The organism is Pseudoalteromonas sp. NZS71 (assembly GCF_015864715.1).
In the GTDB taxonomy this organism is placed as follows: Bacteria; Pseudomonadota; Gammaproteobacteria; order Enterobacterales; family Alteromonadaceae; genus Pseudoalteromonas; species Pseudoalteromonas arctica.
On record NZ_JADYWS010000036.1, the window covers coordinates 12,389 to 36,059 of the forward strand.

A 23,671-nucleotide genomic window follows, 5' to 3' on the forward strand; every position below is an offset into this window, starting at 1 on the left:
ACTTAACTAAAGAGTGTTAAATAAGAAGTAAAATATAAAAAAGAGCAGAAATTGGTTTAACTTGTACTCTTTGCCACTTAATTATTAGGTAAGTATTATTAATTATTAAAACACCTTACTAAAGGGCGACGTTGGTGTTAGCTCAAATTGATGAGTAAGTTTTTGCGTTTTATTAGTCGCTGTTATTTGATAATGCTGCTTGTGCTCATTGTTACTAAATAGCTTAACGTTAAAGTTAACTTTGGTTAATTTACTGGGCAAAGAGTAGCGACCAGTAATGGTTACTTGGTCTATATTGTCGCTTTTATGTGTATGCGACGCTTCTGGGTTTAGCAAAAGTCCGTCAATAGTAAATTTATACTGATGATCCGCTAAATAAACGTTCTTTTTAACTCGCTTACTTATTAGCTTTTTATGAGCATTAAACTCAACTATTGATACTTTGCCATCCTTATCTTCATCAACCCCTTTAAAAGCCGACATAGGGATTGAAAGCACAATAAACACGTTATTATCAACAAAATTCAGCGTACCGTGATCTGCAACCATTAAATGCGCGTTTGCTAAGTTTGGTGTGCTCAATAAACCTAACGCAACCATACCGAATAGACATTTTTTATGCAATGCATAGCTTACTCCTAACTAAACTTCGCCTTTAACACAGCGTTGAAAAAACGGGTAAGTGTCTGTTGCGTAGTAGTGGTATATCCCATCAGGAAACTCAGGCGTTACACCAACGCGGCCATTACATTCATCTAAATCACCCGAGCCTGCTACGTATTCCCAATCTTGTGCAAATGTACCTAATGGGTATATATCGGTAGAAGGGCGGTTTGCGCTTACGGTTATTACGTGTTGATAGCTACCGGTCATTGCGGTTAGGGCTGAAGTTGCATCACTTGAGTCTGAATAGCCGTAACGTGCATAAATAGGAAAGCCATCTGCTGCCCAGCCTATTAGAGTCATAGTAGTGCTATTGCCACCTCGCATTGCTACAAAGCCTTCAGGCATACCATGATAATGATATGTACCATCGGGTTGTACGTGTGCATTGTTGTCGTCTGTTCCAAAACTAAACGTGTCTTGGCTTAGGGCTTCTATATTCCAGTTGCCGCTGTTGTCGCCTAAATCGCAATCGGTGCCAGAATCATCACAACTTCCGCCTGTGCCTGCGTCTATTTTAATGCCATTAAGTACAACGCCTATCATTCCACGAGGACCACCAAGCATAGTTGCTTGTGTTGTTTCTATAGGCTCAAGTGTGTAGCTTTCATTTACTGATTGTTCAGAAATAGTATTTGGGTTATCAGCATTAGGGAATGTACCTACTTCGTGATCGGGTATGCCATTAGCTGCTAAGTCGCGTGTAGTTCCTGTGCATGACCAATCTGCAGTGCTGGTGGCTTGTACTGACTCTGACTCGTTATATTCACTGTAGCTATATTCACAAAGTACACTTTGGGTTGAACTGCTGGTACCTGTGCCATTATCTGTGGTGGTTTGTGATGAGCTTTCTGTAGTTGCTGAGCTATCAGCTATGCCTTCTCCACCTCCACCTCCACATGCAACTAACGATGAAACAATCAAAGCAAGAGAAGTGAGCTTTAAAGCATTTATCCTATTTCGATTTTTATTATTAAGTGCGTGTTGTTTCATTGCTGACTACCTGATCAATTAAGTTACTCAAACAATAATTAGCAATTGTGCAAATAGTGTGTAAACAATGATGACAAATTAGCAATTATGTAAATAGACGAAGTATTAAAGCTAAGTTGAGATTTAACTTTATGAGAATGTGTTTTATTTTAAAATTTCAAAAAGTTAAACTAATGCCAAAATAGCTAATATAAAAGGCTACCTAAATGGCTAAAATAAAACCTGTAGTGACGCTTCAAAGCCACGGCATTTACTCTAAGTGGGATAGTGAAAGTAAAACGTTGCCACAAATAGAGCAATTTACAACAAATGTAATAGCTGAGGTAGATATTGAGTTTGGCTTAATCGTAAATATCAAAAAAGGTAAAGGCGAAAAGCTTCATTATTGTATTTACCATCCTGATATTCCAGGTAGTAACGGTGATGTGATGGACCCTTTTGAAGGCGATGTATACGTTAAAAACAGTGATTGGAACTTTTATTTAGGCGATACACTTTGGCTGCCAATAGAAAATAAATTGGGTGATTGGCGAATGACGATTGAACTAAATGGAAAAATCATTGCTGATAAAACTTTTAATGTGGCATTAGAGGCGCAGCGCACTGAAACAGACTTTTGGAAAAATCGAGGATATTAATTGTTATTTATTGGCTATGTAACGCGGATATAATTGAAGTTAATGAGAAAATAGTCGAAGAGCTATTTATAAACAGCTCTTCAACCTTAAATTAGTAAGTTTTTAATTACCCCAAGGGTTACTAGAATTAGAACGCTGCTTACGATCGCGAGCACGTTGCTTAGATGCTTTTTTCTCTACAATACGTTTAGCATCAACAAAACTAAGCTCACACGGCTCACCCGGTTTATGATCAGCTGGGATCACACGATCTCGTGGTGGTAGTTCGTATTGAACATCATCAGGCTTAGGTAAGTTTTTAAGACGATAAAGGTAAAAGTTATCTACTTTTTCTTGTGCCCATTGTGTTTTACGTAAAAATTTAACCGCAGACTTAACATCAGGATTATTTTTAAAGCAGTTAAGTTGTAAATAAGCGTGTAGGAGTTCCCACCCGTATTGTTCAACCAGCTCTTCAACCACTTGTTCTAATTTTACGCCTTGCAGTGGGTTATTACTGAAAAGTTCTTGGTTGCTCATAGGTGTTGCCTCATTATTAAAATACAAATTGCATTATAAGTTTTATCTATAAGTTTTGATACTCTAAAATCTACACATACAATGAATTGAAAGATAAAATTTACACGTGTTTAAATAATCGGTAATATTAAAAAGCTTTATAAAATACGGCAAGATGCCAATTTATAGTATTAAAGATTAAGGAATATTACGAAATGGGACTTTTTAATAAGATCAAAACTCAAGCAAGCACTATTGGCTCAAATATTAGTGACTCTACATCAAAACTAAGTAGTGATATTGCTACTTCAGCAAAAGAAAACGCAAAACTTTCATCGATTCGTTCAGAAATCACTTCAATCGAAGGTCAGCTTAATATTGGTTACAAAGATATTGGTAAAAAATATGTTGAGAACCTTTTAGCTAACCAAGGTGAAAATGTTGAAGTTGCTTTACAAGAGCCTTTATCAAGAATAGAACCTCTTTTAGAGAAAAAGATTGAGCTTGAAGATGAAGCCATTGAAATCGAAAAGAAAATAAAAGATCAAATTATAATTCAAGAAAAAGCAATTTTTCAAAAAGAATATGATCAAGAAAAAGAGAAGTTAGAAAAAGCAGTAAAACTTGATGTTTTATCTAAAGAAGAAATGGAAGAAAAGTTAGCTAAAGCACGTTTAAAACTAGATAACTTTGACAACATTCGCAAGCTTAAAAAGCAAGAAGAAATGGGTTTGATTACTAAAACAGAATTAGCTGAAAAATTAGCTGCATTCGGTGCCTAGTTAAACGTTTAAGCCACATATTACTATGTGGCTTATTATTATTTAATTAACTTTGGCAATTAACTACAACACGACCACGAATTTTACCTTCCATAAGTTGCTCTGCGTTATCGATTACGTGTTCGAGTGATATTTCTGTCGAAATTTTATCTAAATAATCAGCGCTTACTAATTTAGCTAAACGATCCCATGCTTCAATTCTGTCGGCTTTAGGGCGCATTACGCTATCAATTCCTATAAGAGATACACCACGTAATATAAAGGGTGCCACCGATGCTGGTAAATCCATACCTTGTGCAAGTCCGCAGGCGGTTACTACGCCACCATATTTTAATGATGCACAAATATTGGCAAGTGTATGGCTACCTACTGAATCTATTGCCGCTGCAAATCGCTCTTTTTGCAAAGGCTTACCCGGGTTTGAAAGCTCATTTCGGTCAATTATTTGTGAAGCGCCTAACTCTTTTAAATACTCACTTTGATCTAATCGACCCGTTGCCGCTGTTACGTTAAACCCAAGTTGGTTTAGTAAATAAATAGCAAAGCTGCCTACGCCACCATTAGCACCAGTTACCAGTATTTCGCCAGATTCAGGCGTAATACCTTGTTTTTGAAGTGCTATAACACTTAGCATGGCGGTATAACCCGCAGTGCCTATTTGCATTGCTTGTTTTGGTGAAATACCTGCAGGCAAGGGGATTAACCAATCGCTATTAAGTGCTGCTTTTTGAGCAAGCCCGCCCCAATGTTTTTCACCTACACCAAAGCCATTTAATATTACGTTATCGCCGTTTTTAAATTCATCGCTGGTGGAATTTGTAACCGTACCCACTAAATCAATACCTGGCACCATAGGAAAACTGCGTACAACGGGGCCTTTGCCAGTAATTGCTAAACCATCTTTATAGTTAAGTGTGCTGTATAGCACGTCGATAGATACGTTTTCGTTTGGTAAATCACTATTTTCGATAGTTGATAATGAAGCGTTATAGTTATTATCTTCTTTATTAATAACAATGGCTTTAATTGGGTTACTCATGGGATATCCTTTTAGACCGATCGTCTTTTAATTGGTAAATAAAAACGCATTAGGTTAATAATGCGCGTAAAAACATTTCTGTATACAAAGTAAGTGGAGTATTTGATTTTGTGAGCTTGGCGCGCATAACAGCACCTTCCCAACCAATCCAAAAGTACTCACTCATCAATTTTGTATTTACATGGCTTGCAATAGTGCCTTGTTGCTTAGCTTGATTTAAGCAAACCTCTACATGGTTTTGCCAAGCGGTGTAGCTTTGCATTAATCTGGTTTTAAACTCTTCACTTAAATGGTTAAGCTCTTGATTTAAGTTACCGACTAAACAGCCACGTTTGTAATCGTATTTTTTCATCCCTTTAATTGCGCTTTGGGTAAAATTAACGATTCGCTCAAGTGGGGGAACATCTTCTTGCTGTAGGTAATGGGTAAGCTTGGCAATAAAATAACTGTCGTATGCATCAACTAACGCAATACCGTAGGCTTCTTTACTTTTAAAGTAATGATAAAAAGAGCCTTTAGGTACAGCTGCTTTTTTTAAAATAGTATCGAGCCCCGTGGCGCTAAAGCCAAACTCAGTTAATGTTTCTAGGCCCGTGCGAATAAGTAACGCTTTTGTATCGGCGTTTTCTCTGGCTATTTTAGGTGGGCGACCACGGCGTATTGGTGTTGATGTATTTTTGTTCATGAACTTATATTAGACCGATCGACTTTAAATAATCAAGTATAAATTTAAATTGTTTAAAAATAGTTCAAATTTAGGGGCGGGCTACTAATTTAAAATTAATGAAATAAAAGTGTCACGATTACATTTTTGTTTGGAACTTAGTCAATATTAGTCGGTCACAATTAAAGCACATAAGTGCTTTTTAGCGATTATTAAATCGCCAATTTGTTTTTACGAACCGGTCAAATTAAATGTTGTATGACCACTTACTTTTTTAAATGTTAATTCATTTTTGCATCAGCAGCTTAGTTAAAGTCAAACAATTTAATTGCTTTTACAATTTGAATTTTACATTTTTATTAACTATTCATTAAATGTAGATTTCACTAATGCTACACAATATATAAATAAAAAGGTGAGGATATTACCGATGAAGAGACAGAAAAGAGATCGTTTAGAAAGAGCTCATTCTCAAGGTTTTAAAGCAGGTTTAGCAGGTCGCTCAAAAGAGCTATGCCCTTATCAACAAGTAGATCCAAAATCAGAGTGGTTAGGAGGTTGGCGTGAAGCGATTGAAAACCGCAACATGTACAAAACCTAAAATCAATAATCGAATTTAAGCAAAAAGGCCTCCACATTGGAGGCCTTTTTGTTTGTGCGTTTAAAAATTAAAACGCACTAGTGTCTTGGAATAAGCCCACTTTTAAATCTTTTGCTTCGTAGATTACTCGGCCATCTACTTCTACAGTGCCATCGGCAACGCCCATAAACAATTTACGTTTAATTACGCGTTTCATTACAAGACGGTAAGTTACTTTTTTATTAGTTGGTAAAATTTGGCCAGTAAATTTAACTTCACCCACACCTAGCGCACGACCAAGACCAGGGCCACCAGACCAACCTAAGTAAAAGCCAACTAGTTGCCACATAGCATCTAATCCTAAACAACCTGGCATTACTGGGTCGCCTTTAAAATGGCAATCGAAAAACCACAGGCTAGGGTCAATATCAAGCTCAGCAACAATTTCGCCTTTACCATGAATTCCGCCATCAGCAGTAATAGAGGTAATGCGGTCCATCATTAACATGTTGTCACTTGGTAAACGGCAGTTGCCTTCACCAAACATTTCACCTTGACCGCAAAGGATCAAATCTTCTTTTGTATAGCTATTTTTAGGTTCCATAACACTTATCTTCGCTTAGAAATTGCCAAGTACTTTAGCGTACACTTGTACGCTAAACAACTCGGAGCAGTTAAAAAATCAAAATATTGCATATTAAATCATCAATCAATCAACACGATTGGTTTTTGCACTATAAAACCGCGCAATTACAATCAGAAATCATTATAATTAACGCTGTCTTATAACCAGTCTAAAGGAAGTTTATGATCCTTTTTGTTAACTCACTAACTGTGATTGATTTTTCTTACTTATGTAACAAACGCGGCGCCGTTGGCGAGAGCTGGATTGTTGATTTAACTTTGCACGGTAAACTTAACGAAGAGTCTATGGTTTTAGACTTTGGTTTAGTTAAAAAGCAAATTAAAGGCATTATAGATGAGTGTATTGATCACCGATTAGCAATTCCTACGGGCCTTAATGGCACTGTATCTGAATTTGACGAGCATAAAACACTCGACTGTACATTTGGTGAAAACAACCACTTAGCTATGAGTGCTCCTCATCAAGCTTATTGCATGATTAACGCAGACGAAGTAACGGTTGAATCGGTTACTGAATTTTTAATTGCGACTATTTTACCGAAGCTACCAGATAACATTGAAAAAATTGAGCTGTCTCTTAAGCCTGAGCACAGCCAAAGCTTTTACTATCATTACAGCCATGGCCTTAAAAAGCATGACGGTAATTGCCAGCGCATTATTCATGGGCATCGTTCTCAAATTGGTATTAGCCTAGATGGCATCTCTATGCCGCGCTTGCAAAAAGAATGGTCTCAAAAGTGGGAAGATATTTACTTAGCCACAAGTGAAGATCAAATTAACGCACCTGATTTAAAACATATAACAGCCAAAGCGGATGATGTATGTTTTGCTTATACATCGGCACAAGGCTATTTTGAAATGGCTATTAGCGAATCTCGTTGCGATATTTTACCAGTAGACACCACTGTAGAATGTATTGCTGAACATGTAGCTGGCCAAATTAAAGCCCAATACCCAGAAAAAGCAGTAAAAGTAACCGCTTATGAAGGGGTTGGAAAAGGATCGATTAGTTATGTTTAAAACACTTTTAGCAACAGCGCTTGTTGCCTCTGCTAGCTTTAGTACTATGGCGCTTGAGTTAAAAGGACATTTAACACAAGGCGGTTTAGTTACTGGAAAGCTAGAAAACGCTAAATCAGTAAGCTTAGATGGCAAAAGTTTAAAACTTTCACCAAAGGGTGATTTTGTATTTGGTTTTGGGCGTGACGCTGAAACTACTCATACTTTAAAATGGGTAGATAACACGGGTAAATCGCATTCTCAGCCGCTAGCCATAACCAAGCGTGAATATGAAATTGATAAAATTACTGGCGTGGCTAAGAAGTATGTTTCACCGGCAAAAGAAGTCAGTGCACGTATAAGCCGCGAAGCAGTTGCTGTTCGTAAAGCGAGAGAAGTTGACTCTGATTTACTGTACTTTTTAGACCCTGTGTTAAAGCCTGCAGAAGGGCGTATATCGGGTGTTTATGGTAGTCAGCGCTATTTTAATGGCGAGCCTCGTCGTCCGCACTTTGGCTTAGACATCGCTAATAAAACAGGCTCTCCTGTTTACGCGCCAATTAGTGGTACCGTGGTATTTTCTGAACCTGATTTATACTACTCAGGCGGTACATTAATTATTGATCATGGCCATGGTATTACCTCAACTTACATTCATTTAAGTAAGCTTGATGTAAAAGTGGGTGACAAAATTAAGCAAGGTAACAAAGTGGCTGAAATTGGTGCAACAGGGCGTGTAACGGGTCCTCACCTAGATTGGCGTTTTAACTGGAAAGGCGAACGCCTTGATCCTGCATTACTAATGCAAGATACATTAGCAAACAAAAAGTAGGATTTATGACTGACGTAAATCGCGATGCAATAATTGCTCAGCGTATTGAAGACTCAACCACATCGGTAACTAAAACTGTGTTTCCAGGGCGTACCAATCATCACAATACTTTATTTGGTGGTGATGCACTGGCGTGGATGGATGAAGTGGCATTTATAGCTGCTACGCGTTTTTGTCGTAAACCTTTGGTTACCATATCTTCCGATAGAGTTGATTTTAAAGAAGCGATACCAGCAGGTACTTTTGCAGAGTTAATTGCTAAAGTAGTTCATGTAGGTAACACCAGTTTAAAAGTTGATGTAGATATACTATTAGAAACTATGCACAGAGATGATAAGCACTCTGCCATTAGTGGTAGCTTTACGTTTGTTGCAGTCGATGATAACCACAGACCAACACCGGTAGTATGCGATAAAATGATTTATGGTTTTGAGTAATTTAGAGCTTTAAAGACGCGGTAGAGTAACATTATATAAGCACCTTAATTGGTGCTTATATAAAACACAATAAAGAACACATCATACCAAATATTTATTAAATGTAATCTCAACAACAGAGTTAATATTAACTAAAAAAAGTAATCAAACTGGGGGGGAATTGATAGGGGTGAGAGTTGTTGGATTTGTATACTAAAAAGGTATGCTTTTAACATACCTTTTTGGTTACATTTAGCTTTTAATTAAATTTACGAATACTTACATGCATACATACTACTTAAAGCACCATTGCTGCAATCCAGCCAAATATAAGCAGTGGAATGTTAAAGTGAATAAATGTTGGAATAACAGAGTCTCTAATATGGTCGTGCTGGCCATCTGCATTTAAACCTGACGTTGGGCCAAGCGTTGAGTCTGAAGCAGGGGAGCCTGCATCACCTAAAGCTCCCGCAGTACCAACAAGTGCAGCGGTAGCCATAACAGAAAAGCCAAGGTCTAAACATAGAGGTACAAACAACGTTGCAATAATAGGCACTGTTGAAAACGAACTACCAATTCCCATTGTAATTAATAAACCAACTAACAAAATAACACCCGCAGCAAGGGGTTTATTGCCATCAAAAAGGGCGGCTCCACTGTGAACTAAGCTCGCTACATCGCCGGTAGCTTGCATAACCGATGCAAAGCCTTGTGCCGATATCATAATAAAACCAATCATCGCCATCATCGCAACGCCTTTACTAAATACGTCGCCGTTTTCTTCCCACTTAACTACACCAAATACACTAAATATCATTACACCTACTAGACCACCTAAAATCATTGAGCCACTTAGGTTTTGTGCAACAAGTGAGGCTAACACAGCGCAAAGTCCTACAATCATTACTTTTTTAGGCTTTTCGACATCAGCAGATTTACTCTGAGTTGTTAATGGGAGCTCTGTGTATTCACGGCGTTTTTTGTAGGTAATAAATACCGCAATAAGTAATCCAATAAACATACCCAATGCAGGAATAATCATCGCCATAGGGACTTGTGTATTTACAATATCTAAGCCGTTATCGACTAGATTTTTATGCAAAATAGAATACAAGTAAATACCACCAAAACCATAAGGCAGCACCATGTAAGAGGTTGCTAATCCAAATGTTAAAATACACGCTATAGCACGCCTGTCTAACCTTAACTGATTAAAAACCACGAGTAACGGCGGGATTAAAATAGGAATAAACGCTATGTGTACAGGTACTAAGTTTTGCGAAGAAATTGCACAACCTAAAATAATTAATAAAATGAAGTAACTTAAAAACGTTTCATTCCCGCTGCCTTTAGCATTTACTTTAGCAAGTAACTTATCAGCGAGAATACGTGTTAAACCCGACTTAGAAATAGCAACGGCAAATGCACCGAGCATGGCATAACTTAGTGCAATTTCAGCTCCGGCAGAAAGGCCAGAATTAAATGCATCAACACTTTCTTTTATACCCAAGCCTGCGGTTAAACCAGCAACTAAAGCACTTATGATCATGGCAACAATGACGTTAACGCGAGCCAGAGATAGCCCGAGCATTAAAATAACGCCTATAACAACAGCATTCATAGTATTCTCTATTTGGAAATTTTAATTAATTTTATCAGATCTTTAGCCTGAGTTTTACGCTCTTTCGTAAAAGGTTTTTTACTATAGCGTACTTGGTTAAATAACTGACTAAATGTGTTTATAGATTGTGCAGAACGAGGGAATTTGTCAGCAAAAAAATGTAACTGCTGACTCGGTGTTAAATTATCGGGTGTATTTATTTTTTGTTTTTTAGCCCATGTTTTTACTTCATAAAACTCTTTAACCATAGGCGCTAATTTAGCCGGGCGTTTTGGTAAGTTTAAATAAACAAAATAACCTACAAAACAAAAACCAGCTGTTAATAAAACCATTAATGGTACAAGCCAAATGTTTTTACTACCAAAAATTGATTTTAAAAAATCATTTTGTTTTTCTTCGTCAAAACCAAGTACCCAGCTAGACCATTGATAATCGAGATTTTCAAGTTCCAACCTTAACCAATTAATAGCGGGGAAATTACTTAAACTCACTAAACCAAAATCAAGATTACTTTTAAATTCGTCATTCAGCTCTTGGTTTTGCGAAAGTGAGCCATTTAAACGCTCCGGTGCTACAACAGCGGTTGCATCAAAAATAACCCAACCTTCGTTTTGTAAATATACTTCTACCCACGCATGCGCATCGTACTGGCGAACTGTTAGCGTATTATTATCTTGATTTAATTCACCGCCTAAATAACCACTTACTAATCGAGCGGGTATCCCTGCGGTTCTAAATATGTACACAGCGGCGCTTGCATAATGGCCACAAAAGCCACGTTGGTTATCAAATAAAAATTGATCAATGGTGTTATCGCCGCTCATAGGAGTGGGTGTTAACGTGTAAGTAAATCCCGTACCTGCAAAGTATTGTAATAAGGTATTGTAAAAATCGCGGTCAGAGTGTGTATCTTGCTTTAAGTTTTTAGCAAGTGATGATGTTTTTACATTCTTTTTATAAGCGAGGTATTTGTAGCGTTTTTCTTCAAATTCGCCAAGCGGTAAAGCTGTGAAGTTAAAGCTATTTACATCGTATTGTAAGTTTTTAGCTTGGCGACTTTTTTTACGCAATAAACCTAGCGAATTACCTTCAACATTTGGTGAGTTACTACTGGAATACGCTAAACCATAGAGCCATTTTTGTGTAGCAGGCTCTGTAATAACTGAGTAGCTTGCAATAAGTTGCTCATCATTTTCGCTCTGGGTATTTGTTTTTAGATTATTATATTTTAAAAAGTCAGACGTAAGCCACGCATTGCCATTAAACTCATCATGAACGATTGCTCGCCAATAATAAGGCGCTACAGGTTTTTCTTCATTAAATTTAGCTCTAAACACAAGCTCGTCAGAATTTGAAAGCTTTGCAATATCGAATGGATCTACTTGTTCAGAAAGCCCTGTTTTTGCAAGTTTAGGCCCAGGAAGCTGCCAAAAGGCGGGCATTTTTGGTAAAAAAAGCAGTAAAAATATAGCTAAAGGAAGCGCTAAAAGTAGCAATTTACCACTTTGCTTAGAGGCGATTTTTAAATTATGTTTGGATTCGAGTAGGCCAAGTACTGCAAAGTTTAATATGTATAAACCACTTACAGTTAAAGTCGTTAAAATACTTTGGTTAAATAAATACACCGATGAGAGTGAAAAAAACGTAAGCGTTGTAATTACATGATAGTGTTTTTTGGTTTTAGCCTGTAGTAGCTTAAATAAACTAGCAAGTAGCAGCATGGCCACAAATAAAATAACCGTATCCGACATGCCTACTGTGTAGAGCATTAAACCTAGTGACACACCTGCGAGTATATTTGCCAGCCAAGCATTTGGCTTTGGTTTATTACTCAGCGTTATGTAAAAGTTCCATGCACAAATGAGTGTAAGTACACCAACAAAAACAAGCGGTAAATGTGATACAAAAAATACAATTAAACATGAATATATAAAAGACAGTGAATAATTTATTACTTTTTCGTTTTTAAGTATGTCCATTACACATCACCATTAAATGAGCATAATAATTCTAAACACTGCTGCTTATGTTGCTGTCCAGTATTTGTATTTATTGTTTTACTCGGTAGTTTTAACATAAAAGGGGTGTTTTTTTCGGTTGCTTCACACACTAAAAAGCATAACTGGCTTAAACGTTGTTCTGTATCCCCATTCATTAACGTAAAATCGAAGAGCGCATTTGCTGTTTTAAAGTCTACAAATTCTTTAACTAACAACTGCTGTGTTTTTGCGTAATGCTTCCACGACACTCTTTGCAAGCCCATCTCAGGTAAATGTGGGATAAGAGACTCAAACTCTTCGCTACCAGATTGTGTAGAAATACCTTTATCGGCTTGCTCATCAAGCATAGAAACATGCGCATCACAGTGAACCTGTTCAAGCGACGGATATACAAATACATCTTCTTGTAATTGAATGTAGCTCCAAACAGTTATCAAACCAAAGGGATAGTTACTCGCTATTTTAATACGTTGCACTGAGTACTTACCGCGTGAGCTGTAGGGTAAGTGGAGTGTAAGTAACTGAGTCTTACTATCAACTTCGTCGGTATGTTTGTGAGTTTGCTCACTACCTTGATATGTTAAATTAATAGATTGGGTTACAGAAGGGCTTTGTAATTCAAATATAATACTCGGTTTTTGAGGAGCGTAGCTGCTAAATGCATCTTTAAATTTAACTGTTAAGCCTTTAGCGTTACTGTAGCCCATTAATACAGCAATAATCATTACCACAAACATAAGATAAGACATTATTAAAATTAAATTATTCTGATAATTAATGCCCATCACAAAGTTTAAAATAGCCACAATTACAAAGTACCAACCAAGGGATGATGGCAATACATAAATTGTTCTGTGTTCAAGTGTAATTGAGTTTTTTAAATGTTTATTTTTTAATAACTTATTAAATACACTTTGCTTAAATGACTTAAATAAAGAAGGGCGTTTAACTATTTTTTTTGGCATAAAAGTTTATACCGGAACTAATACGTTTTTTAAAATATCGTTTACTTGCGCTTCACCTGACTCATTATGCAAACCTAATCGATGCTGACACACACTTGCAAATACGGCTTGAACATCTTCTGGCATTACAAAATCACGACCATCAATAAAGGCCCATGACCTAGCCGCTTTAGCCAGAGCCATACTAGCACGAGGTGATAATGATGATGCAAAAGCGTTGCTTGTGCGTGTGTAATTAACAAGCTCTATAATGTAGTCAATAACCGGGCTACTTAAAGTAATTTGGCTTATCTGGGTTTGAATTGCCGCTAACTCTTGTTGGTTAATACGCTTAGGTAACTGACTGTAATCTCGTTTTTGCATATTCAAAATTAAGCGTTTTTCGGCTTCTTTAGGTGGAAAACCTAAGCTAATACGCATTAAAAAACGGTCTAATTGCGACTCAGGTAACGGGTAGGTACCTGATTGGTAAAGCGGGTTTTGTGTTGCTATCACAAAAAATGGATTTGGCAGCGTATATTTTTTTCCATCAACTGTTACTTGTTGCTCTTCCATTGCTTCAAGCAACGCACTTTGTGTTTTGGGCCCTGCGCGGTTTATTTCATCAGCTAAAACAACTTGGCTAAAAATAGGGCCTTTATGAAACGTAAAACTGTGCTCGGTAGAGTTAAATACATTAGTACCCAGAATATCAGCAGGCAGAAGATCACTGGTAAATTGAATACGCTGATACGATAAACCTAACACAGCTGACAATGCATGAGAAAGAGTGGTTTTTCCCATGCCAGGCAAATCTTCAATGAGTAAATGCCCTTCGCTAAATAAGCATGTAAGTGCCAGTTTTATTTGTTGTTGTTTACCAAATATAACACTCGAAAGATCTTCTATAATCGCAGTAACAGTACTATGCATGCTAACCTTATTATTATTCTATTATTTCAAGACGCTTCATTACAGTGTCTACTTTTTTTGTGTTGAAAGGTTTTGCAATAAAGCCTTTAGCGCCCATTTCCCACGTGTTTTGTACGTTTTCGAGACTATTGTGGCCCGAACACATAACAACATGAGTGTGCGGGTAAGTACTATTGATGTATTCCAATATCTCTGCACCGTTAGAGTCAGGTAAATCTACATCTACAAATATAACGCCTGGCGGTTTATTGTCCATAATAGGTTTGGCAGAGCTAAAATCAGCACTTTCTAATATATCTTCAAACCCTAAGTCAGTTAAAATTTGGTTTAGATAATCACGAATTTCCTTAACGTCATCAATAATGAGGATGGGCTCTAGCGGGCGAACAAATTCCATATGTAGGTTACTTCTATTTTGAATACATCTAAGTGCTTTAATACTAAGCTAACCCCATCATAAGCTCAAGAACGTTACTTAAAAAACACTAATAAATAAACTGTTTATAGGTTTGCCCAACAACCTATTTTTAAAGGATTATCTGCTCTCTTATCTTCTACTAACTTATATTTTCATTAATTGTATTGAACAATAATGACGTATCTACAATAAATCCCTTAATCCTACACTTTATTTCTTCAAAATTTGATGTAACAAATTTGCTACTTAACTTATTGATTCAAAAATATTTACATATGAATTCGATTTTTTGTAAACGTTTTGTAATAAAAAATCGTTGACCTTCTAAATTCATTCTGTGATTATGCTCATCAGATGGGCTTATGCTCACAAGTGCAATTTCATTAACTATTTAATGTTTTGCTCAGCCAGCCTCATCTACACACACTGAATTAATACCAATTTCATTAAATGAATATGCAATTTAATAAAGTTGGCATCACACACCACACTAAATAAAGAGCTTATTATGTTGAATAATAAAAAGACTAAATTTGCAATTTCTCTCATAGCGGCAGCTATGGCTACATCGGCTCCAGCACAGGCTGATATTTCTGAATATTTAGATCGCGTTGACGTAGACTTTTTACTAATGCAAAACTTTCAGTCAATTCAAGCTAAAGACGGCGCATTTCGTCCAGAAGATGAAGAACAAGAATCAGGATTTGGCCGTATTAGAGCTAATCTAATGCTTAAATTTCATATTAACGAGTTCATCACTGCCGATATAGATATTGCAGAAGAGCCTAATGACTTTGGTGGCGAAGATCGTGACTTTTCATTTCACAACGATTTTGCAGGTGTTGAATTTGACTTACTAGGTCTATATGGCACACCAAAAGAAAACGCAAATTTAACACTGCGTTTGGGTAATATTGGTGGCTCACCATTTCAATTTAAAGGTTTTCAAGACGGCGCAGATAACCAAAATAATGCACTTATTGGTAATGGTATTACCGATTACGCAACCGCAGAAAACGGTGCACAGCTAAGTTACAGCGAAACTTTCGAAAGTGGTGTAGTACGTGCTTATAATGTTACAGGTCACATTACGACTTCTAGTTTTGGTGAAGCGTTTCAAGAAGACAGAGGTTATAACTACCGACTTCAAGGTACTCTAGAATTTGAAGGTGGCTTTAAAGCAGGCTTAAACTTATTAAAGGCGAATCAAGGCGACCAGTTACGTTTTGAAAATGGTGTAGCCAGTCTTGATGGTGTAACCACAACAAACTATCGCTTTGGCGATGGTGAAAACTATAATTTCTCAGCGTCACCTTCAAACGAGCGTGACACTCATGTTGGCGCAATGCCAGGGCTTGAGCAATCAATCATCCAGCTTAACTTAGCTTATCAACCATCTGACGAAACTAGCTTAATCTTTATGGTTGGTAAATCATCTGATGATTACACATTTGCAGATGCCGCTGGTAATGCAGTTGCCGGTATTACCTACTTTGGTACAAACGGCATAGCTGATGAAAATGGCACTACTTTTGATTCAAACAGTGTAATAGAAGGCGACTCATCGGTTGAGTATTTCGTGTTTGAAGCACAACAATATCTAATCCCTAAAAAGCTATATGTAGCGGCTCGTTATGCAGAAGCCGAAAACACTTCCGACTTAATTGAACAAACAGACAATACAGTAGAGCGTATTCAAGTAGCCGCAGGTTACTGGTTTAACGATAAAACGCTTTTAAAAGTTGAGTATGTTAACCAAGAAGAAGGTGTTAATTCGGGCGGCCAAATCGGTAAAGGATTTGACGGCTTCACTTCTGAAATATCTGTTAAATTTTAAGTCATTATCCAACTAGTCTAACTATTTATACAAAGGACCTAAAAAGGCACTTTGCGGGCAGTTTTATGCGTTAAAACTGCCATAAATAGAATTGGTAATAGATTGAAATTTAATAGCACTTGTTAAAACATAACGTGTATGGGGAATACCCGATGAAAAATAAATTAATTATGCTCGCGTGTGGCTTTATAAGCATGGGCGCTGCGGCAAAAGAAACAATTACAATAGCGACTGTTAACAACGGTGACATGATCACCATGAAAGAATTAAGTAGTGACTTTACCAGCCAAAACCCTGATATAGATTTAAAATGGGTCACTCTAGAGGAAAACATTCTTCGCCAACGTGTCACTACCGATGTAGCAACAAAAGGCGGACAATACGATGTTATGACCATAGGTACTTATGAAGTACCAATTTGGGGCAAACAAAATTGGTTAAAAGAATTAGATAATTTAGGTGAAAACTACGATTTAGACGATTTAATACCTGCAATCCGAAGCGGTTTAACGATTAACGACAAGCTTTATGCTGCGCCATTTTATGGCGAAAGCTCAATGGTTATGTACCGCACTGACTTAATGGAAAAAGCAGGGCTGACAATGCCTAAAGCCCCAACATGGGACTTTATACGCAAAGCTGCCAAAGCCATGACCGATAAAAAAGAAGGTGTTTATGGTCTTTGTTTACGTGGTAAAGCGGGTTGGGGCGAAAACGTTGCGCTTATTACATCCATGGCAAATTCGTTTGGTGCGCGTTGGTTTGATGAAAATTGGAAACCTCAGTTTAATACCCCTGAGTGGGAAAATACCCTTCAGTATTATGTAGATGTTATGAAAGAATCTGGTCCTGCTGGTTCATCTGCAAACGGTTTTAATGAAAACCTTGCACTATTCCAAACCGGAAAATGTGGTATTTGGATTGATGCAACCGTTGCAGGCGCATTTGTTACTAACAAAAAAGACTCAGAAGTTGCCGATAAAGTAGGGTTTGCACTTTCGCCAGATAACGGTCTAGGTAAACGCGGTAACTGGTTATGGTCTTGGACTTTAGCCGTGCCGGCAAGCAGCAAAAAACCAGATGCCGCAATGAAATTTATTAGCTGGGCAACATCTAAAGAATACACTCAACTTGTAGCCGACAAAAAAGGTTGGGCAAAAGTACCGCCAGGTACACGTAAATCACTTTACAGTAATCAAAAGTACATGGACGCAGCACCGTTTGCGCAAATTACCTTAGATTCTATTCAATCTGCAGATCCTAAAAATCCAACCGTTAAACCGGTGCCTTATGTAGGTATTCAGTTTGTTGCTATTCCTGAGTTTCAAGGAATTGGTACAGCTGTTGGGCAACAATTTTCAGCAGCATTAACTGGCCAAATGACCGTTAAGCAAGCGCTTAGTACGTCTCAGCACCTCGTTGAGCGAACAATGCGTAAAGCTCGCTATCCTAAATAGCATGTAATGGGCGGGTAAGTACTCAAACTTACCCAATATTTTATGTCAATTCTATTTACTTGTTAGTTATAAACACTATCAAGGGTTTCTGATTTTCACTTGATAGTTAACAAGTAAATAGAATTGGCTTTTTTAAGGTCACCTTTATGGCAACAACTAACTCGCGCACGCTTGCTCGGTTTATGCTTCTTCCTAGTGTAATTTTATTACTTGCTTGGATGATAGTTCCGCTGTGTATGACACTGTATTTTTCATTTATTGATTACAACTTACTCGTTCCTGGGGATAAAGAGTTTGTAGGCTTTTTAAACTATGAATTTTTCCTGACTGATCCGGCTTTTTTTGAATCATTTTTTAACACGCTTTACCTAGTAACTGGGGTTTTACTTATCACTATTTGTGGTGGTATTGGCTTAGCTATTTTACTTGACCAAGCAATATGGGGACGAAACTACGTTCGCATTATGGTACTAGCTCCATTTTTTGTAATGCCAACTGTGTCGGCATTGGTATGGAAAAACATGCTAATGAACCCAGTTAATGGCTTATTTGCACACTTTGCAATTTGGCTTGGCTTTGAACCTATCGACTTTTTTGCTCAAATGCCATTATTTTCAATCATCATTATTGTGTCTTGGCAGTGGTTACCATTTGCAGCATTAATACTGCTAACAGCAATACAATCACTCGACCGTGAACAATTAGAAGCGGCTGATTTGGACGGAGCAGGCCCATTTAGTAAGTTTTTTTACATCGTTTTACCGCACTTATCGCGCGCTGTAACTGCGGTTATATTAATCGAAACTATATTTTTACTGTCAATTTTTGCTGAAATATTAGTCACAACTAGTGGCGGTCCTGGTTATTCGTCAACCAATATAACGTACTTAATTTATACGCAATCGCTACTTCAGTTTGATGTAGGCGGCGGTTCGGCAGGGGGCATAGTTGCAGTTATTATTGCAAATATAGTCGCTATATTTTTAATGCGCTTAATTGGCAAAAACTTGGAGGGTTAATTATGACTATAAAAGATAGCCGTCGTTCCAAACTAATTTATACCATTGCTGCATGGACAATAAGCGGCATGATTTTCTTTCCAATTTTATGGACGTTAATCACCAGCTTTAAAACGGAAGCCGAAGCAATATCAGCAAGTCCAAGCTTATATGCATTCGATTGGACACTCGAAAACTACCGCGATGTACTGTCACGTTCGCCATACTTTACCCATTTTTGGAACTCTGTAGTTATATCGCTAGGTTCAAGTTTACTGGGTTTATTAATTGCTGTACCTGCTGCGTGGTCTATGGCTTTTGTACAAACTAAAAAAACAAAGCATTTATTAATGTGGATGCTTTCAACCAAAATGTTACCGCCAGTAGGCGTACTTATTCCGATTTATTTATTGTTTCGTGACTTTGCGTTACTCGATACAAAATTAGGTTTAGTGATTGTAATGACACTCATTAACTTACCAATAATGGTATGGATGCTTTACACCTACTTTAGAGAAATACCAAACGAAATACTTGAAGCTTCACGTATGGATGGCGCAACAATTGGTGAAGAAATATTTCATGTTTTATTGCCAATAGCCTTACCAGGTATAGCCTCAACGTTATTGCTAAATGTTATTTTATCGTGGAACGAAGCGTTTTGGACACTTATTTTAACCGCTGCAAATGCTGCACCTTTAACGGCATTTATTGCCAGTTACTCAAGCCCTGAGGGGTTATTTTACGCTAAGTTATCGGCAGCATCTGCCATGGCCATTGTGCCAATTTTAATACTTGGTTGGTTTAGTCAAAAACAATTAGTGCGTGGATTAAGTTTCGGCGCAGTAAAATAGGAGAATACACATGGGCAGCATCACACTAAAACAAGTCACTAAAAACTTTGATGAAGTAAACGTAATTAAACCGCTCGACTTAGAAATTAAAGACGGTGAGTTCATCGTTTTTGTCGGTCCATCTGGCTGTGGTAAATCTACATTACTTCGTATGATCGCAGGTCTTGAAGATACCACCAGTGGTAATATAGAAATTGATGGCATTGACGCTACAAAAACACCGCCTGCAAAAAGAGGCTTAGCAATGGTGTTTCAATCCTATGCGTTGTATCCGCATATGACCGTGCGTAACAATATTGCTTTTCCTTTAAAAAGAGCCAAGGTAAGCCCTGCAGAAATCGAAAGTAAAATTGCTAACGCCGCTAAAATTCTAAATTTAACTGATTATTTAGACCGAAAGCCTGGGCAATTATCGGGCGGTCAGCGCCAGCGTGTAGCGATAGGGCGCGCAATTGTTCGTCAGCCTTCGGCATTTTTATTTGACGAACCACTTTCAAATCTTGATGCGTCACTACGTGTAAATATGCGTTTAGAAATATCTGAATTACATAAAAGTTTAGCTACAACAATGATTTATGTTACACACGATCAGGTTGAAGCCATGACAATGGCAGATAGAATCGCGGTATTTAATGCCGGTATTATTGAACAAGTAGGCACACCTTTAGAGCTTTATAAAAACCCTGTAAACAAATTTGTAGCTGGTTTTATTGGCTCTCCAAAAATGAATTTTATAGATGATCCACAAAATGAAGATGCGAATGTTAGCTGTATTGGTATACGACCAGAGCATATAACACTCTCTACTGAGCAAGGTACTTGGGCTGGAACTGTAGGTGTAATTGAGCATTTAGGATCGGAGAGCTTTTTACATATAAATATTGAAGGCAAAGGGACCGTAACAGTAAAAGCAGATGGTGATTGCCCATTAAAATATGGCGACAGTATTTACCTAAGCGCACCTGCAGATAAAGTATTAAAGTTTGATAATAACGGTTTAACTATTCGCTAAAGCCAATTTTTAATTACCTTAAATAGCACCTTTATAAGGGTGCTATTAACTAAATTCTAATTACATAATCCTATGAAACCTAGGTATTTTTTATTAAGGAATGGTATATTTACAATTATAAATAACAAAAACGTTATTGATAAATAGATATTCCAAAATTAATAAAATAATTTATATAGCAGCACATATAATTAAAATTATGTAATGAAAATAAGGATTTAGTTTTCCTTCTATTTTAAGAGGTTTACGTGGTAAAGCTATCAAATACAGAAATTAGAAAGCTAGATGATGCAGCCAGAGCAGGGTGGTTATATTATGTTGGCGGTAACACACAAGATGAAATAGCTAAAAAGCTAAATATATCTCGTCAATCTGCACAAAGAATGGTCGCATTATCTGTGAGCCAAGGATTAATTAAAGTTAGACTTGACCACCCGATTGCTAAATGTATGGATTTGGCCGAAAAATTAAAAAGCCGTTTTGGGTTAGATTCATGTGAAGTTGTACCGAGCGATCCCTCAGAACCTTCATCTACATTAGGTTTAGCTCAAGCTGGCGCGGCTGAAATAGAACGTCATTTAAAATCAGAACAACCCAAAGTACTTGCTATGGGAACCGGTCGAGTTTTACGTTCATGTGTAGATGAGCTAAGAACTGTTGATTGTCCGCAACATAAAATTGTAGCAATGCTAGGTAATATGGCTTTGGATGGATCGGCTTCACCTTATGATGTTGTAGTAAGAATGGCCGAACACACCAATGCAAAACATTACCCAATGCCATTGCCAGTTTTACCAAGAAGTATTGAAGAAAAAGAACAGTTACATGCACAACAAAATATTACCGGTAATTTAAAACTCGCTAAAGATGCTGATGTAACATTTGTGGGTATTGGTAGCTTAGGTGAAAAATCGCCATTACATATAGATGGTTTTATTGATGCGCAAGAACTTAAAGAGTTACAAGATCTTGGTGCCGTTGGTGAAATGATTAGTTGGGTGTTTGATAAAAACGGTAAGCTTTTAGATTGCACAGTTAATCAGCGTGTAGCAAGTACGCCATTAAAAACAAATGCTAACAAACAGATTTATGCGATAGCTGCTGGTGAAGAAAAAGTGTTAGCCATTTTGGGCGCAGTAAGGTCAAACATGATCAGCGGATTAATTACTAACGAATATACAGCTGAGCGTTTATTAAGTATTGATTAAACAAATTGATAAATAAAGTATCTGTATTAGTAATACCTGTTATTGTAATAAAATCACTTAATGTCCGATACCGTCTAGTATTGGACATAGTAAGGGTGAATTTAAGCGCTCTTTCTATATATGCATTAACTACCCATAATTTATATTATGTTAAATAGCATAAATAAATACATAACCAAGTTACTCACCTTCATTAATTAACGTATAAGCGCTATATTTTGACTATTTTATAAGCATTAACCTACTTATCTTAATAGTGAGTGCCTTACCCGTTTACACGTTTATTTGTAGAATAGGAATGGTTTGAGCCCTGATCTCTTAAAGGTCCAATATTGCTGGGATTTGTTAATTTATAATATGAAATTTTTAAAAACGATTACGTATAGTTTAGGTAAAACCTTCAAACTTGCTCTTTATTCAATCATTCTTGATCGTTTAACTTTCCTTTACACGCCTTTTAAACACGGTTTGAATATTTTGAACTGCTAATATTTAATTTTTCTCAACCGTTAGAATTGTATTAAACTGCGCGACTAACTTTTTGGTGATCAGGCTGCGCCGAACTGGAAATTCTATTGAACCCTCTTAAAAGTTAATAACTGTCTTACGTGCATAAATTTCAGCATTTAACTAAACTTTTCCTAGATTATAATCACAACCTAAATTTTTGTCTGATCATCTTGGGTTCTTCATCTGTTATAAATTCTAAATTAAAATGACGCAAAAAACTTATGAACTTCGTCATTAACTTAAGCAACATCAAGAATGGCCCATAGGTTATAAAATGTGATTCTAATTATCGTGAAAAATGGCTTTATACTTTGATAGTCGATCAATTGTAAAGGTTATTTCAACCTAAGCGTATTTAAAAATTACAGAAGGAAAAATCTTACTAAGTGCTTTTTCGATTTCTGCCCTCGGCTCTCTGTGATAGCGATAAGTGCCCCACTACATTTTATCATTTTCCTAGAACGTGAAAAATATTGGGTTTACGTAGGAATGAAATTCGTTCTAGGTTAAGTAAACCTTGCTTATTGTGGGCTGAATCATTGCTATTCGTTTGGCCTTCAAGCTCTGTGTTAGTTTTAAATTTGTTTACGAATTTTATGTACTGTTTAAACTTAGTTCTGTAGCAAAAATTGAAAGAGAGAACTTTATTCCTCAAGAGCTTGTTTAAATTCAACCAATTTCACTGTAAAGTACATCTTAATTTTGATACTCCTTAGTCATTTAACGAGATACAAAGAGAATCTTTTTATTAATGCTGCAACAACAGGATATATTTGCCTTCAATTAATCGTGAAATAACATAATGTCTGTTAGTTATTTAAAGAATAACGTAACAGATCTAATTAAAGCCAAACAGATATTACAGATTTTTAGGGATCTCATTTAGATAACTTAATCTATTGGAAATTTTAATAAGCTGTCTTTATTTGCCAGAATTGACTTCGACGTTTACTTTGTTCTTACTGTAGTGGTCAATAAAATTTGGCCACAGTTTTAGAATCTTGATATCTAACCTCAGATTCATTTGGCGCTAAACCGGCATTATAATGATGCGGCCTAACGTTGTTGTAATATCCGTTGATATAATCACTAACGCTATATTTAGCATCTATAAAATTTCCATATCCAAC

At 36.9% G+C, this 23,671-nt stretch carries 23 protein-coding genes and 1 pseudogene; 12 read left to right on the forward strand and 12 right to left on the reverse strand.

Annotated elements, in window-relative coordinates; all coding sequences use genetic code 11:
- Window positions 1-105 precede the first annotated feature (105 nt).
- Window positions 106-600, reverse strand: coding sequence for a hypothetical protein (locus I6E85_RS18565; protein ID WP_197237236.1), 495 nt, complete (start codon window positions 598-600; stop codon window positions 106-108).
- A gap of 42 nt (window positions 601-642) precedes the next feature.
- Window positions 643-1,656 carry a YHYH protein gene (locus I6E85_RS18570; RefSeq protein ID WP_197237228.1) on the reverse strand — a complete coding sequence of 338 codons (1,014 nt, stop codon included), beginning with the start codon at window positions 1,654-1,656 and terminating at the stop codon, window positions 643-645.
- Window positions 1,657-1,862: 206 nt separating this feature from the next.
- On the opposite strand from I6E85_RS18570, the gene I6E85_RS18575 reads away from it, so the two are divergent.
- Complete coding sequence (locus I6E85_RS18575; protein WP_197237229.1) at window positions 1,863-2,294, forward strand: DUF3859 domain-containing protein; 432 nt, start codon at window positions 1,863-1,865, stop codon at window positions 2,292-2,294.
- Between the two features lie 102 nt (window positions 2,295-2,396).
- Here I6E85_RS18575 and I6E85_RS18580 read toward each other — a convergent pair whose 3' ends face one another.
- Complete coding sequence (locus I6E85_RS18580; protein ID WP_197237230.1) at window positions 2,397-2,813, reverse strand: VF530 family DNA-binding protein; 417 nt, start codon at window positions 2,811-2,813, stop codon at window positions 2,397-2,399.
- A 194-nt stretch (window positions 2,814-3,007) separates the two neighbouring features.
- Here I6E85_RS18580 and I6E85_RS18585 point away from each other — a divergent pair, with 194 nt between their 5' ends.
- Window positions 3,008-3,574, forward strand: a complete 567-nt coding sequence (locus I6E85_RS18585) for a hypothetical protein (protein WP_007582760.1) — start codon at window positions 3,008-3,010, stop codon at window positions 3,572-3,574.
- Between the two features lie 46 nt (window positions 3,575-3,620).
- Here the strand turns inward: I6E85_RS18585 and I6E85_RS18590 are convergent, their stop codons facing one another.
- Window positions 3,621-4,613: an MDR family oxidoreductase gene (locus I6E85_RS18590; protein WP_197237231.1), complete on the reverse strand. Its 993-nt coding sequence runs from the start codon at window positions 4,611-4,613 to the stop codon at window positions 3,621-3,623.
- A 49-nt stretch (window positions 4,614-4,662) separates the two neighbouring features.
- Window positions 4,663-5,298, reverse strand: coding sequence for a TetR/AcrR family transcriptional regulator (locus I6E85_RS18595; RefSeq protein ID WP_024589313.1), 636 nt, complete (start codon window positions 5,296-5,298; stop codon window positions 4,663-4,665).
- 409 nt (window positions 5,299-5,707) lie between these two features.
- Between I6E85_RS18595 and rmf the strand changes: the two genes are divergently transcribed.
- Window positions 5,708-5,878 carry a ribosome modulation factor gene (gene rmf, locus I6E85_RS18600; protein WP_002960897.1) on the forward strand — a complete coding sequence of 57 codons (171 nt, stop codon included), beginning with the start codon at window positions 5,708-5,710 and terminating at the stop codon, window positions 5,876-5,878.
- 67 nt (window positions 5,879-5,945) lie between these two features.
- On the opposite strand, the gene fabA is transcribed toward rmf, so the two are convergent.
- Window positions 5,946-6,461, reverse strand: coding sequence for a bifunctional 3-hydroxydecanoyl-ACP dehydratase/trans-2-decenoyl-ACP isomerase (gene fabA, locus I6E85_RS18605; protein ID WP_007582756.1), 516 nt, complete (start codon window positions 6,459-6,461; stop codon window positions 5,946-5,948).
- Window positions 6,462-6,664: 203 nt separating this feature from the next.
- Between fabA and I6E85_RS18610 the strand changes: the two genes are divergently transcribed.
- The 3 genes from I6E85_RS18610 to I6E85_RS18620 are packed head-to-tail and all read left to right on the forward strand — an operon-like array spanning window position 6,665 to window position 8,770.
- Entirely contained in the window at window positions 6,665-7,522 is an 858-nt protein-coding gene (locus I6E85_RS18610; RefSeq protein ID WP_197237232.1) for a 6-carboxytetrahydropterin synthase, read from the forward strand.
- A complete protein-coding gene (locus I6E85_RS18615; protein ID WP_024593633.1) occupies window positions 7,515-8,333 on the forward strand; it encodes a M23 family metallopeptidase in 819 nt (272 codons plus the stop codon). Before I6E85_RS18610 ends, I6E85_RS18615 begins: the two co-directional genes overlap by 8 nt.
- A gap of 5 nt (window positions 8,334-8,338) precedes the next feature.
- Window positions 8,339-8,770 carry an acyl-CoA thioesterase gene (locus I6E85_RS18620; RefSeq protein ID WP_010552809.1) on the forward strand — a complete coding sequence of 144 codons (432 nt, stop codon included), beginning with the start codon at window positions 8,339-8,341 and terminating at the stop codon, window positions 8,768-8,770.
- A 277-nt stretch (window positions 8,771-9,047) separates the two neighbouring features.
- Here the strand turns inward: I6E85_RS18620 and I6E85_RS18625 are convergent, their stop codons facing one another.
- Genes I6E85_RS18625 through I6E85_RS18645 form a run of 5 tightly spaced genes read right to left on the reverse strand, consistent with a single transcriptional unit; the run spans window position 9,048 to window position 14,644 of the window.
- The gene (locus tag I6E85_RS18625) at window positions 9,048-10,370 is read right to left on the reverse strand and encodes a Na+/H+ antiporter family protein (protein ID WP_024593634.1); all 1,323 of its coding nucleotides are present in this window, start codon (window positions 10,368-10,370) and stop codon (window positions 9,048-9,050) included.
- Between the two features lie 8 nt (window positions 10,371-10,378).
- The gene (locus I6E85_RS18630; protein WP_197237233.1) at window positions 10,379-12,349 is read right to left on the reverse strand and encodes a DUF3488 and transglutaminase-like domain-containing protein; all 1,971 of its coding nucleotides are present in this window, start codon (window positions 12,347-12,349) and stop codon (window positions 10,379-10,381) included.
- Window positions 12,349-13,335: a DUF58 domain-containing protein gene (locus tag I6E85_RS18635; RefSeq protein ID WP_197237234.1), complete on the reverse strand. Its 987-nt coding sequence runs from the start codon at window positions 13,333-13,335 to the stop codon at window positions 12,349-12,351. Before I6E85_RS18635 ends, I6E85_RS18630 begins: the two co-directional genes overlap by 1 nt.
- Window positions 13,336-13,341: 6 nt before the next feature.
- Window positions 13,342-14,247 carry a MoxR family ATPase gene (locus tag I6E85_RS18640; RefSeq protein WP_002960884.1) on the reverse strand — a complete coding sequence of 302 codons (906 nt, stop codon included), beginning with the start codon at window positions 14,245-14,247 and terminating at the stop codon, window positions 13,342-13,344.
- Between the two features lie 13 nt (window positions 14,248-14,260).
- A complete protein-coding gene (locus tag I6E85_RS18645) occupies window positions 14,261-14,644 on the reverse strand; it encodes a response regulator (RefSeq protein WP_010552804.1) in 384 nt (127 codons plus the stop codon).
- 529 nt (window positions 14,645-15,173) lie between these two features.
- On the opposite strand from I6E85_RS18645, the gene I6E85_RS18650 reads away from it, so the two are divergent.
- From I6E85_RS18650 to I6E85_RS18675, 6 genes are all read left to right on the forward strand, one after another.
- Complete coding sequence (locus tag I6E85_RS18650) at window positions 15,174-16,502, forward strand: hypothetical protein (protein ID WP_007582736.1); 1,329 nt, start codon at window positions 15,174-15,176, stop codon at window positions 16,500-16,502.
- Window positions 16,503-16,654: 152 nt separating this feature from the next.
- The gene (locus I6E85_RS18655) at window positions 16,655-17,959 is read left to right on the forward strand and encodes a sugar ABC transporter substrate-binding protein (protein ID WP_197237235.1); all 1,305 of its coding nucleotides are present in this window, start codon (window positions 16,655-16,657) and stop codon (window positions 17,957-17,959) included.
- Between the two features lie 146 nt (window positions 17,960-18,105).
- Complete coding sequence (locus tag I6E85_RS18660; protein ID WP_002960879.1) at window positions 18,106-18,978, forward strand: carbohydrate ABC transporter permease; 873 nt, start codon at window positions 18,106-18,108, stop codon at window positions 18,976-18,978.
- A 2-nt stretch (window positions 18,979-18,980) separates the two neighbouring features.
- Window positions 18,981-19,811: a carbohydrate ABC transporter permease gene (locus tag I6E85_RS18665; RefSeq protein ID WP_024589367.1), complete on the forward strand. Its 831-nt coding sequence runs from the start codon at window positions 18,981-18,983 to the stop codon at window positions 19,809-19,811.
- A 10-nt stretch (window positions 19,812-19,821) separates the two neighbouring features.
- Window positions 19,822-20,823: an ABC transporter ATP-binding protein gene (locus I6E85_RS18670; RefSeq protein ID WP_002960876.1), complete on the forward strand. Its 1,002-nt coding sequence runs from the start codon at window positions 19,822-19,824 to the stop codon at window positions 20,821-20,823.
- A gap of 248 nt (window positions 20,824-21,071) precedes the next feature.
- Window positions 21,072-22,031: a sugar-binding transcriptional regulator gene (locus tag I6E85_RS18675; RefSeq protein WP_002960874.1), complete on the forward strand. Its 960-nt coding sequence runs from the start codon at window positions 21,072-21,074 to the stop codon at window positions 22,029-22,031.
- Window positions 22,032-23,512: 1,481 nt separating this feature from the next.
- Here I6E85_RS18675 and I6E85_RS21050 read toward each other — a convergent pair.
- A pseudogene (locus I6E85_RS21050) lies at window positions 23,513-23,671 on the reverse strand (IS3 family transposase); the annotation flags it as partial.